We start from the raw sequence: 16,898 nt of genomic DNA, 5'->3' as shown, positions 1-16,898 counted from the left end.
TCATGAATGTGTGAAGGTGGAGCGCAGGGCGTTTTCGAACGGGGATAAATTCTTGAACGTTATCCGCTCCGGGGGCCTTTGCATGCATTGGGGGGATGAGTGGTGGCGGCCGTTGGGGACCGCCCCCACTCAGCCTATTTAAGGCCTAGGATCCTCAACCCGGCGCTCCGAAATGCCCCCGGACTCCGCCGGCCGGTCAGCCGCTATCTCCGGGCGAACCTCAACGTGACCAGCTGGAACGGCCGCAACCGCAGGTCTGCACCATCTGCGCCGGCTTCAACACCAGGGGCCTGGACCGGGCGCTCCAGCAGGTCAACGGAACGCGCTTCGTGGACAGGGAAGTTCGCGGTGAGCCGGCCCGCCGACCGCTGGCCCAGTGATTCGTACAGCCGGACAATCACGTCTCCGGATCCATCCTCTGCCAGCTTCACCGCTTCAATGACCAGTGCAGGGTTGCTGACGGAGAAGAGCGGTTTCACCGGGGAACACCCACGGACCAGCCGGGGAGCAAGGTTGGTACGGTAGCCCTCCTCCACTGCATCGGCGATAGCGGCACCGGGACGGATGGTCACCGCCAGCTCGTGCAGCCCGCGGTCCGACTCCGGGTCCGGAAACTTGGGGGCGCGCAACAGTGACAGGCGCACCGTGGTGGTGGTGCCGCCGTCGGAATCCCTGATGTTGCGCATGACATCGTGACCGTAGGTGGAAGAGTTGGAAATCGCCACGCCGTAGCCGGGTTCCGCTACGTGGATCCACCGGTGTGCACACACCTCGAACTTCGCCGTTTCCCAGGATGTGTTGGTATGCGTGGGCCGAAAAACGTGCCCGAACTGGGTCTCCGCAGCCGACCTGTCAGCCCTGACATCCAAGGGAAAGCCGAGCTTCAGCAGCTTTTCCCGCTCCTGCCAGTCCACAGAGGTGGTGATGGCAAGCGACGGACTGCCAGGGGCAAGGCTGATGCGCTGCGTGACGGCCGAACTGCCCGCAAACCGCTCCACCACCACAGCGGCTTCTGCCGCTTCACCTGCCAGGCGAAGGGAGGTTGCACCGGTCAGTGGAGTGACGTTGCGCCGGTAGAACTCATCGATGTCCCAGGCGTCCCATTCATTGGGCGTATCGCGGTGCAGCTCAAGCAGGTTACCCCGCTGGCCGGGAGCAATGGCTTCCCGGCCGCTGGCGTGGTCCATTAGCGAGGTGAGAAGCCCATCAGCGTCCAGGACTGCCCGGATCACGCCGTTGTCCAGGACATAGCCGCCGTGGTCAGCGGCCGCAGTCGCCGGTTGTGCAAGGCCACCCGGCTCTGCCCGGGAGGCAGGTTCGCCGGCGGCCAGGGCTGGCACGCCATCCCTGGGATGGGGCGCCGCGTTCAGCAGGAAGGTCCGGTCCCCAGCGCCCAGGACCGCAGCAGCCGCCTGCGCAATGATGTCCTCAAGGCCCTCCCTGATGGCCTGGTAGTTGCGCTCGGCATCCTGGTGCACCCAGGCGATGGAGCTGCCGGGAAGGATGTCGTGGAACTGGTGCAGCAGGACCAGCCGCCACAGCCGCTTCAGCTCGGCGGCAGGGTAAGCGAAAGCGCCTCCCGTGCGGACTGCAGCGGTGGCGCACCACAGCTCCGCCTCCCGCAGCAGGTGCTCACTGCGCCGGTTGCCCTTTTTGGTCCTGGCCTGGCTGGTGTAGGTTCCGCGGTGCAGCTCAAGGTACATCTCGCCCACCCATACCGGCAGGACAGGGTAATCATCCTCGGCCTGCGCAAAAAAGCTTTCAGCAGAGCCAACCCGGACTTTCGGAGAGCCTTCCAGGTCAGCGGCACGCGACGCCGCGGCAAGCATCTCCCGGGTGGGCCCGCCGCCGCCGTCGCCATAGCCGAAGGGCACCAAGGACACGGTTCCGCGGCCGTGGTCGCGGTAGTTCCGCTCCGCGTGGGCCAGCTCGCGGCCGCTCAGCTCAGAGTTGTAGGTGTCAACGGGCGGGAAATGGGTGAAGAGGCGGGTGCCGTCGATCCCTTCCCAGTTGAACGTGTGGTGCGGCATACGGTTGGTCTGGTTCCAGGAAATTTTTTGGGTCAGGAACCATCGGCTGCCTGCAGACTTGACGATCTGCGGCAGTGCGGCTGAGTAGCCAAACGAGTCCGGCAGCCACGCCTCCCGGCAATCGACGCCGAATTCCGACAGGAAGAAGCTTTTGCCCTCCACGAACTGCCGCGCCATGGCCTCGCCGCCGGGCATGTTGGTATCCGATTCCACCCACATCCCGCCCACCGGGACAAACTGCCCCGTCCGGACCTTTTCCCGGATGCGGCTGAAGAGTTCGGGGTAGAACTCCTTGATCCAGGCGAACTGCTGGGCTGAAGAGCAGGAGAACACGAAGCCAGAGTTCTCATCCATCAGCGCCACCACGTTGGAGAACGTCCTGGCGCATTTGCGGATGGTCTCCCGGACCGGCCAGAGCCAGGCCGAGTCGATGTGGGCGTGCCCGGTGGCAACGAGCTGATGGGCCGAGGCGTAGGCGGGCCGCGCCAATACTGCGGCCAGGGCGTCACGCCCCGCCGCCGCGGTCCCCGCAACATCGTCGGGGTCCATGAGGTCCATCATGCGTTCAAGGGCCCGGAGGATTTCGTGCCGCCGGGGCAACTCCACCGGCAGTTCGGCCATCAGCCCGGCCAGTGTCCGGATGTCCTGCTGGAGTTCCCAAACGTTTTGGTTCAGTTCTGCAATGGCGATGCTTCCCAGCCTGTACTGGGGCGCTGTTCCAGCCGTCGACTTGTCGCCGTAGGGAGTGGGCGCGAAGGTCCAGCCCTGCGCCACGTCGGGATTTGCGGCGGCCTCCACGTAGAAGTCCACCGCCATCCCGCTGCCCAACAGCTTCAACGGGATGTACTGGTTCCGGGGCGAGATGGCTTTGATGGTGGTGCCGTCCGGACGCCAGGCCATGCCCTCGCACTGGAAGCCTGGGATCTCAGTGGTGAAACCAAGGTCCACCAGTATTTCCACCGTGGTGTCGGGTTCCGTGCCCCACGATTCCGGGACCTCGCCCTGCAGCCGGAGCCACTTGGTGGCCCACGGCTTTCCCCACAGGGCGCCCTGCTCCTGGGGCTGGAACTCCTGCCGCATCGCCTCCAGCGCGGGAACTGGCTCATCCGGCACGTCCCAGCTGCTCAGCGTCAGCGGAAGGCTGCGGCTGTAGAGGGCAGGGTCAATGCGTTCACGCACAAACCTCTGCAGGCGGACTTCCGTGACCCGGCGGTCGTCATGCAATGTTGGCCCTCTTTAGCGCTTGGGGACTGGATCAAGGTGTCCATTCGATGGATAAATCTACCGGCTGGTAGCCCTTTTACCAACCCTTTCCACAACCGTATCGCCTGCTGTTTCCTGCGGTACAGGAACCAGCAGGGACAGCTCTTACGACGGCGGGGCTGCCGCCTTCGGCCGCAGGATCCTCGCGTCCCCGGCGTAAACGTTAAGGCTGGTCCTCCGGCTGAAGCCTGCAAGGGTGACGCCGCTGGCCTCCGCCAGCTCGACGGCAAGGCTCGACGGCGCGCTCACTGCGGCGAGGACCGGAATTCCGGCCAGCGCGGCTTTCTGCACGAGCTCAAAGGACGCCCGGCCCGAAACCTGGAGGACCGTGCCGCTCAGCGGCAGCAACCCCTCACGCAGGGCCCACCCCACCACCTTGTCCACTGCATTGTGCCGGCCCACATCCTCCCGGAGGCACAGAAGCTGCACCCCGCCGTCGTCATCAAGCTTGAACAGTCCGGCAGCATGCACACCACCGGTATCGTCAAAGAGCCGCTGGGACTGTCGAAGAATGTCCGGGAGCGACGCCAATACCTCCGCCGATACGGTCAGGGGATCCGCCGCAGGACTGTAGCGGGAGGATTTCCGGACGGCCTCGATGGAGTCCGTGCCGCAGATCCCGCACGAGCTGGACGTGTAGACGTTCCGGCCGATGGAGGGAATCTCCACATCCGGCCGCAACTGCGCCTCGACCACGTTGAAGGTCTGCACTCCGTTTTCGTCTTCCCCCGCGCAGAACCTCAGCGAGACGAGTTGCCCGGAGTCCCAGATGACGCCCTCGCCCACCAGGAACCCTGCCACCAGGTCGAAGTCGTCACCGGGCGTACGCATCGTGACCGAGTAGGACAGGTTGCCCAGCCGGATCTCCAGCGGCTCCTCCACTGCCAGCACATCCTCGCGGTACCTCACCGGGAACTCCAGTGCGTTCGGCGAACCATCCAACACATACTTATGCACCTTGCGGCGCTGCGTTACGCGTCCCATCCCACACTCTCCCTGTTCATCCCTCCATCATCGCAACCGGCCCGGGGTGATACCAGCACATGGCGCAGGATCACCTCAGCCAAGGAGCCCACTCCAGTCAACCGGTCCGGGCGCTGCGGGCTTGGCCGTGGTCCTCCCCCTCCGCCCGCCGCTGTGTGGCTTGGCCTTGGCGGACGAGTCGGGCGGCGCCGGAATCGGGGCCCCCCAGGGAAGCGCGAAGGCAGGCACCAACTCCCCCAACTGGACCCCGTGCGGGGGAACGACCATGATGCCGTCGGCTGCAGCCAGCCCGCGCATCATGCCAGGGCCTGTGTGCTGCGCCGGGGAGGCCATCCCGTAGAGCAGGCGAAAGGGCATCAGGCGCGTACGTCCCTGTTCGGGTTCGAGGACCGTTCCGCAGGGAACCTCCTGCACTGCCGGAAGGGCAGCATGCCCCAAGCCCGCCAGCAGCGGAGCGCCCACTGTGGACAGGGCGATCATCGCAGCCAGCGGATTGCCCGGCAGCCCCAGGACGAACCGGCCGTCAGGGAGTTCCGCCAGAACAGACGGATGCCCGGGACGCATGGCCACGCCGTCGATGATCAGGCGCCCACCCAGTTCAGCCACTGCCCGCCGGAGATGGTCCGTGCGGGACCGTCCCGTCCCGCCAGTGGTGATAACGACGTCGGAGGGCAGGTCCGGTGCGCTCGGCGCCTCAGGTACCACGTCCTCCAGCGCGGTGAGCCAGTCCGCATAGGAGTCGCCGATCCTTTGCTGACCGCCGTCGATCCCGCCGAGCATTTCCACTACTGCCGGCAGTTGCGGGCCAAACGTGTCACGCACCTGTCCGGGAAGCGGAAGGCCATGCTCCACCACCTCTGAACCGGTCAGCAGGAGCCGCACCAGCGGTTTTCCCTGGACCACGAGTTCGTCGTACCCGGCGAGGGCAGCCAGGGCCAGGTGTGCGGGGTTAAGCACTACGCCGGCTTTGACCAGGACGTCCCCTTCGAGGGCTTCTTCCCCTGCTTTCCTGACATGCTGGCCGCTGCGGGGCTCACCTGGGCGCGCCGCCCCACCGGTCATGAGGATGGGCAGTCCCTCCTCGTCCTCGCCCAGAACCGCAGCTTCACTGCGGAGTACGGATTTACCGCCAGGAGGGATGAGGCCGCCCGTGACGATGGGACTTGCCTGGTGCGGGGCCAGCGGTGTGCCTGGCTCCACCAGGATCCATGGCCCGGTGCCGTTGACTGCCCAACCGTCCATGGCCGACGACGCGTAGTGAGGCATGTCGTGCAGCGCAACAAGGTCGCGGTCCAGCCTGCGCCCGAGCGCCAGTTCCAGGGCGACAGGGCCGGCAGGAATTGGCGTAGCGGCGTCAAAAGCGGCCTGGCGTGCTTCTTCCCAGGTGTGCGCCAGGTGCCGCGGCGGCCGGGCTTCGGGAGGGCTTGGTTCGTCCTGTGCTTCCGTCGTCATTCGCGGGGCGTCCCGGCGGCTTCGTCGTCGTAGTCGACGGCCAGGGAACGCGCCACTGCCAGTGCGGACTCCATGGAAGCAGCATTGGTGGCCTGCCCTGAACCTGAGGCCAGGCCAGCGGCATACCCGGCTATGAAGGTGGTCAACGGTGCAGCAGGACGGACCACTGAGTGGGCAGCCACGCCGGCCAGGGCAAGTACGGCATTGACGTCCACCTGGACATCCTCGAGTTCATAGGCCTGCAGCAGGGACCTGCACCACTCTTCGAGTGTTTCATCCTGGCTTTTCATGAACTTGCCTCCCAAATTGACTCCGGCTCCGCCGGTCCTGGTCCTGGCGTCCGGCGGCAATCCCTAGTGCGGCGGCATCGTCCCAAGTGTCCACGTCTGCTGTGGAACCGGCGGGGACGGTGACAGGCTGCACGTCAAGACTAGCAAGGAGGGAGCGCACCGAACCGTTGATTAAGGAGCCGCGGGAGGCGAGCTCCGCTGCCGCCCTTTTCAGCAGTGCTGTGCGGTAAAGACCGGCCAGAGGTTGGAGGCGGCCGTCCTCGGCACGGGCCATGACGCCGTCTCCACCAGTGGTGGCCAGCGCTGCCTTCAGCACCGCCACGGCGTCCTGGACCCTGGGCATGTCGCAGGCCAGCACCAGTGTATATTCGGAGTCGTTCCCATCCTGCGACAAGGTCTCCAGTCCCGCGGCGACGGCCGCTGCCGGGCCGGCGAACTCCGGCTCTTCCCGGCACCAAAGCACGCGCGGCACCGGCACTGCGGTCTCGGGGCCCACCACCACCGTGCGGCCGGCACCCGCAGCAGCAGCCAGTGCCCGTTGAAGGAGGGTGGCATCGTGGAACACCAGGCTCTGCTTTGGAACACCGTCCAAGCGGGAAGACCGGCCGCCGGCCAGAATTACGGCATCGAAGTCCACAGCGTTCTGCTCCACTCTCCCAGCCTAGCCATCAGGAGCTTCAGGGAAGCGTCCGGCACTTCCGGTCAGGCAGCGCGCTCCGGCAACAGGAAGGGATCCCATGCTGGTGTCGGCTTTTCGAGTTCCTTGATCTGCCAGATGGTTCCGTGCGGAGGTTCGGGGACGATCCGCAGTTTCCAGCCCATCTCCGCCGGGGTGTGATCGCCTTTGACGTTGTTGCAGCGCAGGCAGGCCGCCACCAGGTTCTCCCAGGAATCGGCGCCGCCCCGGGACTTGGGGTGGACATGGTCGATGGTATGGGCTGCCTTGCCGCAGTACGCGCACTTGTGGCCATCGCGCCTTAGGACCCCGCGGCGGCTGACAGCCGTGGGCTGGTTGTACCTGGGACGGATGTAGCGATTCAGCAGGATCACGGACGGGCGGCCCAGAATCTCCTGCGGCCCCACCACGGGATCGTCGCCTTCGGCAACCACACTTGCCTTGCCCGTGAGCACAAGCACCAGCGCCCGGCGGAAAGTGATGACCGCCAGCGGTTCATATCCAGCATTCAGAACGAGAGTGCGCATGCACGTACCTCTTCACGGCCGCACCCGTCAGGGGCACGAGGGCCGGCTGCCCTCGGCATGTCCGGGCTATGGATCGACACCACAAGAGTAAACAAAGAAGTGCACTATCAGCTAATCGCAGATTTGCGAAACCACCGTGTCGGTTTTGTCACGGTGTCTTCGGAGCATCGCACATCCGTTACCCCCGCGATGGCGCATCCCTCATTGCCAGGGTTAAAAAGCGGAAAACCCCCGCCGCAGGGCAGGGGTTTTCCGCAAAGTTTATCCAGCCCGGCAGGAGCCGGAGTGAACTAGTTCACGCGGATGAAGACCGGGCCTGAACCAACGTTGGCGCTGAAGACGACGGTCTGGTTGCCGTTGTAGCCGCCGTGCACGGCCTGGCCGTTGCCTGCGTAAACGGCGATGTGGGCCATGCCCGAGCCGCCGTCGGCGTAGTAAATCAGGTCGCCGGGCTGGGCCTCTGCAGCGCTCACCGTGCGGCCGAGGGAGAGGTATCCTGCGGGCCAGTCGTGGAAGTTGATCCCCACTGCCGCCAGGGAGTTGGTGACCAGCATGGTGCAGTCCTGCATAACCCCGAGCTGGGCGTAGGCGGCAGACAGGATGGCTGCACCCTTGCCGCTGGCGGAAGCGGCAGGAACTGCGGCCGGAGCCGGAGCGGAAGCGGTGGAAACTTTGGCGGTGACCTTCGGGGCTGCCACCGGCTCGGCTACGGGAGCCTGTTCGGCTTCCTCGACCTCAACAGGCTCGGGTTCTTCGATGACAGGCGCCGGCGTGGTGGTGACGGCAGGCTTCTCAAAGGTGATGGCGATGGTGGAGGCTGCAGAGATCGGTGCCTCGACAGTGGATTCAACTTCCAGCGTGGAAGCGGGAGCGGAGTCGCGCTGGACGCTGGAGTCGGCAGCGTTTGCAGCAATACCGCTGGTCAGCACCAGGCCGGAGGCAGCCGCGATGACCGCTGCCTGGCGTCCTACGCCACCGGCGTTGTCGCCGACGGCCTTCGCAATGATGGCGATCGAGTTGGTCTTGGTGACCTCGGCACGGTGCCGTGCGGTAGCACGAGTAGTCATCAGTTCTCTCTTTCGTTGTCCTCAGCGCCGTGTGGGCACACAGGGGTTTGGAGGCGCCGGCATCTTGGGGGTACGCCGGCACGTCCCGAACGGGGATGTGGTGGAGCGGAAAGTGCGTGGAGCAAAGAAAAAGCTCTTGGACCCGAAGGTCCAAGAACTATTTGTCGATGGTGAAAAAAGCCGAGCTTCCGGTGGCGGCTACCGAGTGGAGCAGGGTGCCCTGTGAAGGGTTGAGTGCGCTGACCATCATGCCGTTGCCGACGTAGATGCCCACGTGTGCGCCACCGTTCTGCATCACCAGGTCACCCGGCTGGGGGGTGGAGGTAGGCGTCATGGCGGTCCAGGCGTTGACGCGGGGGATGCTGATGCCGGCCTGGGCGTAGACCCACTGGGTGAATCCCGAGCAGTCCCAGCCGCTGGTGGGGCTGGTGCCGCCCCAAACGTAGGGGCTGCCGATGCCGGTGTAGGCGACGGCGGCCAGCCCGGAAGTGGCAGCGGAGGAGGCGGTTTCAGCCAGCTTGTCCGCCGTTGACGCCGGAGCCGCCGCCGTGGAGGCTTCCCTGGTTTGGGAGGCGGTGGACTGTGCCCGCACCGGTGCAGGCTTGGGAGCTGCCGTGGTCTTGACCACCGGACGCTCGAAGGAAACCGTGGCCGTGGGCGCCGCAGTCACTGCCAGGGCGGTCTGTGCAGACCCGGACTCGGCGGAAGCGGAAATACCGGCGGTGGTGTCCGTTGCGTTGGCGGGCAGTCCGACGCTGAGGATGAGACCGGAAGCAGCTGCGATAACTGCAGCCTGGCGACCTACTGCCCCGGCATTGGCACTAACCGCCTTGGAGACGGTATCCAAGGGGTTGGTGCGAACCGCATGGGCACGGTGGCGCGCAGAATTATGGCGTGAAGACACGAAGGTAGCCTCTCCCAATGCCTGCGAGGTGAGCTGTCGGATTCGGATGGGAGTCACCCGGCCACGCTGCTTCCCCAGGAAGCTTTGTGACTTAACCCCAAGGTCTTCGCCAAAGCCAAGACCAAAAATTGGTTCCCCCGCCCCTGCCAGACGATGAAATGCGAACGGACCTTGAGCGGTGGCAGAGTTAGGCAATCCGCACAAGAGCGTCAACTTCGGAAAAGTTGACGCGAGTTAGACGGTACAGCAGTTTTCTGGAAATGTCACATTCAGGTCACGACAGGTCACGGTCAATTGATAGCACGCCATCGTTTGACTAGAGCCAGCCAGTGGGATCGACAACTTCGCCGTTGACCTGCACCTCGAAGTGGAGGTGGCAGCCGGTGGAGGCGCCCGTGGTGCCGCTGAGGGCAAGAACGTCGCCGCGGGAGACCGTTTGGCCCTCCGTTACGTTGAAGGACGAGAGGTGGTTGTACGTGGTCTCCAGGCCATTGCCGTGGTCCACCACCACCCGGTTCCCGCCGCCGTACTGGTGCCAGCCAACGAAGGTCACGGTGCCCGTGGCGGCGGCCAAAACGGAGGTGCCGCACTGGGCCACGTAGTCCTGGCCACGGTGGAAGTCTCCGGAGCCGCCGGTAATCGGGCTGACGCGGTATCCAAACGGGGAAGCGGTGGAAAGGGTGGCCAGCGGAGCCCCCAGGCTGCCCACTGAGGCGGCACGGCTGACGGCACCGGCAGACTGCGCACTGAGCAGTTGCTTAAGCTTGCCGTCAGGGTCTGCCTGGGTGACCACGGCGGAGCGGCTGAAATCGATCTGGGCGGCCGCTTCGGCCGTGATCTGGGGCTGCGGCGTGGCAGCGGTGGCTGCGACCGGGGTGACGCCTGCCGCCTCGTCTGCCATGACAGGGCTGGTGGCCGGCACGGTCACGGTCAGCACAAGGCCTGTCGCAGCAAGCGCAATTCCGGCCTTTTGGCCGATTCCGCTGGCTGCCGCGAATTCGGTGATCTGACGGAAAGGACCTCGACGGCGGCGCGCATCACGGTGCGGATCGCGCGGGCGCTCCGTCGTGACGGCTTCGACAACGCGCGGCGTCGAACCGGGGACGGCCGCACGGCGGCGTCCCCTGGGGGTCTGCATGGTCAAGAAGGGTTCCTCTCTGAAAAGCCTGCGAAGTTAGCTGTCGGATTCGGGTCAGAGAGTTCAAAGACCCGGTCCGCCGCGGGCAAGCTTCGGCACAGAGATATCCCCGGAAGGATCCTTCACTGGAAGAGGCTTGCTGCTGACGGACTTCACCCCAAGGCAGTCCCCCGCTGCCGTTTGTGGTTCCCCCGCCTCTGCCAGTAATGACTCGTACACCTGATCCGCTGGCAGAGCTCGGCTTCAGATCAGGTAACGCTTGTGTATCAACGCTGCGGTTAACTATAGGGCCTTAAGACCCTAAGTAACAATTCCGTTATCTTCGCGTGACCGGGCGCACAAGGGGTAGGTGGACGCCCGAATATACGCCCGCTAGCGGACTGCCACGAACACGTGTGCGGCTACTTCGGGCGGCAGCTCCAAGGCGCCTTCGATGCCCGGAACCCGCACTGAAATGTAGTCGCCCACCCGCTCCAGGGATACCGCCGCCCCTGGCCGGATGCCGCCTTCGTCGAGCTGGACCAGAAGCTCAGGCTCCACCTGGATGGGCTCAGCCAGGCGGCTGACCGTCACGGCGGACGCCGGCCCGTAGGACTTCATCGCCTCAAGCATGCTGATGGCTGCGTCAGCATGGGGCGCAGTTGCTTCGCCGCCCAGGGCCGCCAGGCCGGGAATGGGATTGCCGTACGGCGACTGGGTGGGGTGGTCCAGCATCTCGTAGATGCGGCGCTCCACCCGCTCGCTCATGACATGTTCCCAGCGGCACGCTTCATCGTGCACGTAGGCCCAGTCCAGCCCAATGACGTCGGCCAGGAGCCGCTCCGCGAGCCGGTGCTTGCGCATCACCTCGGTGGCGCGCTTCCGGCCCACCTCCGTCAGTTCCAGGTGCCGGTCGCCGGAAACAACAACAAGGCCATCACGTTCCATCCTTCCGATGGTCTGCGAGACCGTGGGCCCCGAGTGGCGCAGGCGTTCGGCGATCCGTGCGCGGAGGGCGACGATGTTTTCTTCCTCGAGCTCCAGGATGGTCCGAAGGTACATCTCCGTAGTGTCGATCAGATCCGTCATCCAGCTCAGCTCCTCGAGCGCAGTACCTTGCGTTGTCCCACCGTATCGCCTTCAGGGGCGACGTAGTCCGTTGGAAAGCTTAGCCTATTTTGACTTTGTCCGAATAGTTGGGCGGGGTCACAGAACTCCGTCTCAATGTCTGGACTATGACGGTCCCGGTTCCCGCCGCAACAGCTGTTCGGGCAGAATGAGGAGGGCCGAGTCGCCGTCACCGCCGACTGTCTGCCAGCAAACAACCGTCCCGGACCCGTGCCGCGTCCACGCCGAAATTGGAGCACCTGTGAGCGAAAACAGCATCACTATTCCCGCCGACCTCCTGCCCCAGGACGGGCGGTTCGGTGCTGGCCCGTCGAAGGTCCGGCAGGAGCAGATTGATGCCCTGTCCGCTGCATCGAAATCCATCCTCGGCACCTCCCACCGGCAGGCTCCGGTCAAGAACCTGGTGGGATCAGTACGTGAAGGCCTGAGCCGGTTCTTCCGTGCGCCTGAGGGCTATGAGGTGGTGCTCGGCGTCGGCGGTTCCACTGCTTTTTGGGACGTTGCCAGCTTCGGCCTGGTGGAGAAGAAGGCGCAGCACCTCTCCTTTGGCGAATTTGGATCGAAGTTCGCGGCCGCCACCAACAAGGCGTCTTTCCTGGAAGCGTCCTCCATCATTAAGTCGGAGCCGGGCACCCGCCCCGAGCCGCAGGCGGAAGCCGGCATTGACGTTTATGCCTGGCCGCAGAACGAAACGTCCACCGGCGTTTTCGCTCCCGTGAAGCGAGTGGCGGGCGCGGATGAAGGCTCCCTGGTGCTGGTTGACGCCACGTCAGCTGCAGGCGGCCTGGATGTGGACGTGACGGAGAGCGACGTCTACTACTTCGCGCCGCAAAAGAACTTTGCCTCCGACGGCGGGCTCTGGCTTGGCCTGTTCTCCCCCGCCGCCTTGGAACGCGCGGCGCGGATCAAGTCCACGGATCGTTGGATCCCGGATTTCCTGGACCTGCAGACCGCCATCGACAACTCGCGGCTCAACCAGACGTACAACACCCCGTCACTGTCCACGCTGGTGACCCTGGATGCCCAGGTGCAGTGGCTGAACGCCAACGGCGGCCTGGACTTCGCTTCTGCACGTACTGCCGACTCCGCCGGCCGCATCTACAGCTGGGCGGAGTCCTCCGAATACGCCACGCCCTTCGTCGTTAACCCGGACGAGCGCTCCAACGTCATCGCAACCATCGACTTCGACGACTCCGTGGATGCTTCCGTGGTGGCCAAGGTCCTCCGGGCCAACGGCATCGTGGACACTGAGCCGTACCGGAAGCTGGGCCGCAACCAGCTTCGTATCGCAACGTTCGTAGCCATCGAACCGGCAGATGTCTCCGCGTTGCTGGCAAGCATCGACTACGTCGTGGGCGAACTGCGCAAGTAAGGTCCAACCAGGAGTTGATGTACGACGGCGCCGCCCGGGTCCTGCCCGGGCGGCGCCGTTTCGTTTAGCCCGGCAGGGAACATTTTCCCTGCACAGGGAGACCTCCGCCTTTACTCCTAGCCGGCGTCGTCCCCGCTGGGCCCATCCACAACGTCCGAAACGTCAGCGTCAAAATCCGCAGCCTCCGGATCGCCGCCGGCAGGCGCGGCCTCTTCCGGATCCCGCGCCGGAGCCTCTTCCCCTGTTTCCACCAACGCTTCCTCCGGTTCAACCCCTTCAGGCTCCTGCTGTTGGGCATCCTCCGGACGCACGCGTTCCGCCCACGGCACCCACTCCGGGGCGAGGATGGAGTCCTCGGAGGGCAGCAGGCCCAGTTCATTGACCGTGACAACTTTGGACCGGGAATTGCGGGTCAGCACCGCGTACCACTGCCAGCCCACGTAACCGGGCAGCCTGGATTCAAACAGGTGCGTCACCAGGCGGTCGCCCTCGCTCTTGGCCGCAAGGTGCGGGCCAATATTCGCCGCCGCGGTGATGCCTTCAATTGCGGTGCGCGCGGTGTCGACGGCGGCGGCCAGGAAGGCGTCGGGCTTGCCGGTACGCCAGACCGGCACACCGGCGCGGCGCGTGGAGACGGCTTTGGCAGCTGCGGCGGTGCCGGAGGTTCCGGCGGCCGGAGCCTGCTGTTCCCGCTCCGTTGATACCGGCTGTTCAGCTTCCGGGTTCATCGGTGCCTAAACGTCCAGCTCGTCGGCAACCTTACGCAAGGCAGCCGCGATGGCTTTGCCTTTGTTGCCTTCCGGATACTTGCCTTTGGACAGGGTCCCAGACAGGTTGTCCAGCACTGTCACCAGGTCCTGTACCAGCGGAGCGAGATCCCTGGCGCTGGGTCGCTTGGCCTTGGCGATCGAGGGCGTTTTGTCCAGGACGCGCAGGCCCAGTGCCTGGGCGCCCTTCCGGCCATCAGCCACGCCGAACTCAACCCGGGTCCCGGCCTTGAGCTCCGTCACACCCTCGGGCAGCGACGATTTGGGCAGGAATACCTCCTGGCCGTCCTCGCCCGCGAGGAACCCGAAGCCCTTTTCCTTGTCATACCACTTGACCTTGCCGGTAGGCACGTAATCAACCTTCTTCGTTCTGCTGTCATGAGACGCGGCCGGCCGCCACCGCATCCGCCTTGTTGTGCGGGTCCAGGGTATGGCAGCTCCAGACCGCGTTGGTCTGTATCCTTCAAGGTTATCCTGCCCGGCGGCCTAATCCCGCTTTCAGCGCCGCTGTGCGACCTCGGCCATGAGTCCACGGAAACGCCGTTCTCCGGCCTCGTTGATGGAGCTGTAGCGTTACGTCCATGACACCCTCGCGTTACCGGCGGCCCGTTATGATCGCGGCCGCAGCCATCGCCGTGCTTTCCCTGCTTGCGGTGGCCGCTGTGATGGCCTTTGCCTTCGCCGGCACAGTTGCCCCTGCATGGATCACCTACTCCGCACTGTACGGCCTGCCACTGGCTTTCCTCCTGATGCTCTTCCTGGTTCTGGACGGCGTCGCCGGTCGCCGCCGGGCAGGAAAGCCTGACCGGCGGTAACGTTGGACTGATGTCCCTCATTCGCGCGCTCAGCAAGGAGCTGGAGGCACGCAGCGACGATTCGCTGCGTGCGCTGTTCGCCGCGCGGCCGGACCTCGTCACGCCCACTGTCCCGGACTTCCCCGCCCTTGCCGCGAGGGCAAGCTCCCGGCTCAGCGTCCAGCGCGCCCTGGAACGGCTCAACCGACCCCAGATGCAGGTCCTCGAAACCCTTCATCTGTGCACGAACACGGACACCGGCCATAGCGCCTCCGCCGCCGGCCTCCGCAAGCTGATCCCAGGATCGTCGGCGGCAGCCCTTGACCGGATCCTGGCCTCGCTCCAGGAACTGGCGCTGGTGCACCGCGCCGAACCTCCGCACGGCACCCCGGCCGCCACAGCAAGGCAGCGGCACTACCTGCCCGTCGGTTCCCTCAAGGACGTGGTGGGAATCTACCCTGCCGGACTGGGCAGGAGCTACACCGAACTGGTCCGCCTCCAGCCGGCGTTCGCCCAGCGGGCGGTCCAGCTGGTCTCAGAACTGCGCCGCAGCGGCGCTTCCATCCACGACGCCACCACCCCCATGGAAGCAGCGCTCGCGCTGCAGCAGTGGACATCCTCCGCCGAAGCCCTACAGGAGATCCTCTCCAGCGCACCGGAACGGACGACGGCGCTGCTCGCCAGGTTCCGGAACTGGGCCATGGGTGCCGTTCCCCAGGCACAAAGGAAAGCCTCCATCGACAAGGAGGGGCCCGACGTCGGACCGGTTGACTGGCTCCTGGCGCGGGGCCTGCTGGTTCCGCTGGACGCGGCCCACGTGGAGCTGCCGCACAGCGTGGGCCTGGCACTGCGCGGCGGCGCCATCATCAACGACTTCACCCTCTCGCCCCCGGTCCCCGAGCTTGGCCGGACCACCGCGGCCCTGCGGAGGAACGCGGCACTCAGCGCCATTTCGGAGACCCTGCGCCTGGTTGCCGAACTGCTCCATGCAGTAGGTGAACAACCCCTGGCCACGCTGCGCAGCGGCGGGGTGGGGGTACGCGAGACCCGACGCCTCGCCGAGTTGCTGCGCGTCAGCCAGCAGCAGGCGGGGCTCCTGCTGGAGCTGTCCGCGCTGGCCGGCCTCATCCGGCTGGACGTTGATACCTCCGCCTGGATCCGGCCTCCGCAGCTGGAATGGCTCGTACTGGCCCGGCAGGAACAGTGGCTCTGGCTGGTCAACGCCTGGTTAACCAGCGAGCGCGTACCGTCAATGGTGGGCCAGCCAATCAACGGAAACCGCGGCGGCCCGCCATCCCACCGCTCAGCCTCGGGAAGCACCGTCGTCCCCCTCTCGGCGGAGGCACAGCGGCCGGACGCTCCTGTGGTCCGCAGGCGCATCCTGGAGATCCTGCATGAACTGACGGACGAAGCGGGCTTCGCGGACGGTACGGCGCCGGTGCTGGACGCTGCCGCCGTCCTCCAGCGTGCGGAGTGGGCGCAGCCGAGGATGGCGCGCCGCTTCAGCTCGATGATCCGCGGCGTGCTGGCCGAAGCCGAACTGCTTGGCCTCGTGGGTTCGGGGGCACTGAGCCAGCTGGGAGCCGCCCTGGCTGAAGAGAAGCCCGACGCCGCCCTTGCCATCCTGGGCGAACACCTCCCCGCTGCCCTGAACCACGTGCTGCTCCAGGCGGACCTGACCGCTGTCGCCCCGGGGTACCTTGCCCCGGAGCTGACCGCGAAACTGGTCCTCATGGCGGATGCCGAGGGGCAGGGGCCGGCCACCATTTACCGGTTCTCCACCGGGTCCATCAAGCGCGCTTTGGATCACGGCTATGACCCCGCGGGCATCCTGGCGTTCCTCCGGGAGCACTCCGCCACAGCGGTGCCCCAGCCGCTGGAGTACCTGGTGGAGGATACGGCCCTGCGGCACGGCAGGCTGCGGGTGGGGGCAGCAGCAAGCTTTATCCAGAGCGAGGACGAGGGCGCGCTGCAGGAACTTTTGTCCGGGCCAAAGACAGCCGTTCTGAACCTGGTGAGAATCGCCCCCACCGTCCTGGTGTCCTCAGCACCGCCGCGCGAAGCCGCCCAGGTATTGCGGAGCCTTGGCCTCTCGCCTTCCCTGGACGGCGCTGACGAACCGGTGATCCGGCTGCGGGCAACTGCGCCGCCGGACGCGGCGCGTCCTGTTTACACGGCCCCGCGGATGGCGCCCGGGGCTGAGGAAGTGGACGCCCAGCTTGCAGTCCTCCGGCAGGGAGGTTCCGCCGTCGGACATCACGGGAGCGCCGCGCACCTTGCAGGGGAAGTGGGTACCCAGCTGGGGCTGGAGGCCCTGCAGCGGGCCATCAGGCTCAAGCAGCGGATCAGCATGAACGTCGTGGACAGCATGGGGAATGCAACACTTGAAATTGTTGTTCCGCTATCTGTGAGCGGCGGACGGGTTCGCGTGTACGACCCTGCCAGGGAAACAGAGCGGGTGCTGTCCATCCACCGCATCATCGATATCGAGGCTGCAGAGGAACTGCACCAGTGAAGGATCATCCTG

Annotated in this window: 15 protein-coding genes and 2 riboswitches; of the genes, 3 read left to right on the top strand and 12 right to left on the bottom strand. The window is 65.6% G+C overall.

Going from position 1 to position 16,898, the window contains the following annotated elements; translation table 11 throughout:
- Window positions 1–203: 203 nt before the first annotated feature.
- The 10 genes from FDW81_RS11685 to FDW81_RS11645 all read right to left on the bottom strand — a co-directional run bounded on the left by FDW81_RS11685 (window position 204) and on the right by FDW81_RS11645 (window position 11,399).
- Complete coding sequence (locus tag FDW81_RS11685; RefSeq protein WP_138134361.1) at window positions 204–3,254, bottom strand: glycoside hydrolase family 38 C-terminal domain-containing protein; 3,051 nt, start codon at window positions 3,252–3,254, stop codon at window positions 204–206.
- Between the two features lie 144 nt (window positions 3,255–3,398).
- Entirely contained in the window at window positions 3,399–4,277 is an 879-nt protein-coding gene (fdhD, locus tag FDW81_RS11680) for a formate dehydrogenase accessory sulfurtransferase FdhD (RefSeq protein WP_138134360.1), read from the bottom strand.
- 75 nt (window positions 4,278–4,352) lie between these two features.
- The gene (locus FDW81_RS11675; protein ID WP_138134359.1) at window positions 4,353–5,729 is read right to left on the bottom strand and encodes a molybdopterin molybdotransferase MoeA; all 1,377 of its coding nucleotides are present in this window, start codon (window positions 5,727–5,729) and stop codon (window positions 4,353–4,355) included.
- Window positions 5,726–6,019 (bottom strand): DUF6457 domain-containing protein, encoded by a 294-nt coding sequence (locus FDW81_RS18130; RefSeq protein ID WP_171027193.1) that lies wholly within the window; start codon window positions 6,017–6,019, stop codon window positions 5,726–5,728. Before FDW81_RS18130 ends, FDW81_RS11675 begins: the two co-directional genes overlap by 4 nt.
- Window positions 6,003–6,671, bottom strand: coding sequence for a molybdenum cofactor guanylyltransferase (locus FDW81_RS11670; RefSeq protein ID WP_240720223.1), 669 nt, complete (start codon window positions 6,669–6,671; stop codon window positions 6,003–6,005). The genes FDW81_RS18130 and FDW81_RS11670 overlap by 17 nt, the downstream gene beginning before the upstream one ends.
- A 50-nt stretch (window positions 6,672–6,721) precedes the next feature.
- On the bottom strand, window positions 6,722–7,222 hold the full coding sequence (locus FDW81_RS11665) for an HNH endonuclease (protein ID WP_138134358.1): 501 nt from the start codon (window positions 7,220–7,222) through the stop codon (window positions 6,722–6,724).
- A 290-nt stretch (window positions 7,223–7,512) separates the two neighbouring features.
- Window positions 7,513–8,289 carry an NlpC/P60 family protein gene (locus tag FDW81_RS11660; protein ID WP_138134357.1) on the bottom strand — a complete coding sequence of 259 codons (777 nt, stop codon included), beginning with the start codon at window positions 8,287–8,289 and terminating at the stop codon, window positions 7,513–7,515.
- A gap of 157 nt (window positions 8,290–8,446) precedes the next feature.
- Entirely contained in the window at window positions 8,447–9,136 is a 690-nt protein-coding gene (locus tag FDW81_RS11655) for a C40 family peptidase (protein ID WP_138134454.1), read from the bottom strand.
- 61 nt (window positions 9,137–9,197) lie between these two features.
- Window positions 9,198–9,397, bottom strand: a riboswitch (cyclic di-AMP (ydaO/yuaA leader).
- Window positions 9,398–9,509: 112 nt separating this feature from the next.
- A complete protein-coding gene (locus FDW81_RS11650) occupies window positions 9,510–10,331 on the bottom strand; it encodes a M23 family metallopeptidase (RefSeq protein ID WP_138134453.1) in 822 nt (273 codons plus the stop codon).
- Window positions 10,332–10,341: 10 nt separating this feature from the next.
- A riboswitch (cyclic di-AMP (ydaO/yuaA leader) is annotated at window positions 10,342–10,584 on the bottom strand.
- A 119-nt stretch (window positions 10,585–10,703) separates the two neighbouring features.
- A complete protein-coding gene (locus FDW81_RS11645) occupies window positions 10,704–11,399 on the bottom strand; it encodes a metal-dependent transcriptional regulator (RefSeq protein WP_138134356.1) in 696 nt (231 codons plus the stop codon).
- A gap of 280 nt (window positions 11,400–11,679) precedes the next feature.
- On the opposite strand from FDW81_RS11645, the gene serC reads away from it, so the two are divergent.
- Entirely contained in the window at window positions 11,680–12,810 is a 1,131-nt protein-coding gene (gene serC / locus FDW81_RS11640) for a phosphoserine transaminase (protein ID WP_138134355.1), read from the top strand.
- Window positions 12,811–12,926: 116 nt separating this feature from the next.
- On the opposite strand, the gene FDW81_RS11635 is transcribed toward serC, so the two are convergent.
- Window positions 12,927–13,538 (bottom strand): DUF3027 domain-containing protein, encoded by a 612-nt coding sequence (locus FDW81_RS11635; protein WP_138134354.1) that lies wholly within the window; start codon window positions 13,536–13,538, stop codon window positions 12,927–12,929.
- Between the two features lie 6 nt (window positions 13,539–13,544).
- The gene (locus tag FDW81_RS11630) at window positions 13,545–13,928 is read right to left on the bottom strand and encodes a cold-shock protein (RefSeq protein ID WP_138134353.1); all 384 of its coding nucleotides are present in this window, start codon (window positions 13,926–13,928) and stop codon (window positions 13,545–13,547) included.
- A gap of 230 nt (window positions 13,929–14,158) precedes the next feature.
- On the opposite strand from FDW81_RS11630, the gene FDW81_RS11625 reads away from it, so the two are divergent.
- Together FDW81_RS11625 and FDW81_RS11620 are read left to right on the top strand one after the other, a co-directional pair.
- The gene (locus FDW81_RS11625; protein ID WP_138134352.1) at window positions 14,159–14,392 is read left to right on the top strand and encodes a hypothetical protein; all 234 of its coding nucleotides are present in this window, start codon (window positions 14,159–14,161) and stop codon (window positions 14,390–14,392) included.
- A gap of 10 nt (window positions 14,393–14,402) precedes the next feature.
- The gene (locus tag FDW81_RS11620; RefSeq protein WP_138134351.1) at window positions 14,403–16,886 is read left to right on the top strand and encodes a helicase-associated domain-containing protein; all 2,484 of its coding nucleotides are present in this window, start codon (window positions 14,403–14,405) and stop codon (window positions 16,884–16,886) included.
- The last annotated feature ends 12 nt before the right edge of the window (window positions 16,887–16,898 follow it).

The organism is Pseudarthrobacter sp. NamB4 (genome assembly GCF_005796185.1).
Classification (GTDB): domain Bacteria; phylum Actinomycetota; class Actinomycetes; order Actinomycetales; family Micrococcaceae; genus Arthrobacter.
The sequence above is the reverse complement of the archived record's forward strand: the minus strand, read 5'-3'. Positions and strand labels throughout refer to the sequence as shown.

Bases quoted from the DNA above. Each gene is read 5' to 3' on its own strand.
- FDW81_RS11620 (WP_138134351.1), top strand. From the start codon at position 14,403: ATGTCCCTCATTCGCGCGCTCAGCAAGGAGCTGGAGGCACGCAGCGAC.
- FDW81_RS11675 (WP_138134359.1), bottom strand. From the start codon at position 5,729: ATGACGACGGAAGCACAGGACGAACCAAGCCCTCCCGAAGCCCGGCCG.
- FDW81_RS11660 (WP_138134357.1), bottom strand. From the start codon at position 8,289: ATGACTACTCGTGCTACCGCACGGCACCGTGCCGAGGTCACCAAGACC.
- FDW81_RS11650 (WP_138134453.1), bottom strand. From the start codon at position 10,331: ATGCAGACCCCCAGGGGACGCCGCCGTGCGGCCGTCCCCGGTTCGACG.
- FDW81_RS11645 (WP_138134356.1), bottom strand. From the start codon at position 11,399: ATGACGGATCTGATCGACACTACGGAGATGTACCTTCGGACCATCCTG.
- FDW81_RS11635 (WP_138134354.1), bottom strand. From the start codon at position 13,538: ATGAACCCGGAAGCTGAACAGCCGGTATCAACGGAGCGGGAACAGCAG.
- FDW81_RS11665 (WP_138134358.1), bottom strand. From the start codon at position 7,222: ATGCGCACTCTCGTTCTGAATGCTGGATATGAACCGCTGGCGGTCATC.
- fdhD (WP_138134360.1), bottom strand. From the start codon at position 4,277: ATGGGACGCGTAACGCAGCGCCGCAAGGTGCATAAGTATGTGTTGGAT.
- FDW81_RS18130 (WP_171027193.1), bottom strand. From the start codon at position 6,019: ATGAAAAGCCAGGATGAAACACTCGAAGAGTGGTGCAGGTCCCTGCTG.
- FDW81_RS11625 (WP_138134352.1), top strand. From the start codon at position 14,159: ATGACACCCTCGCGTTACCGGCGGCCCGTTATGATCGCGGCCGCAGCC.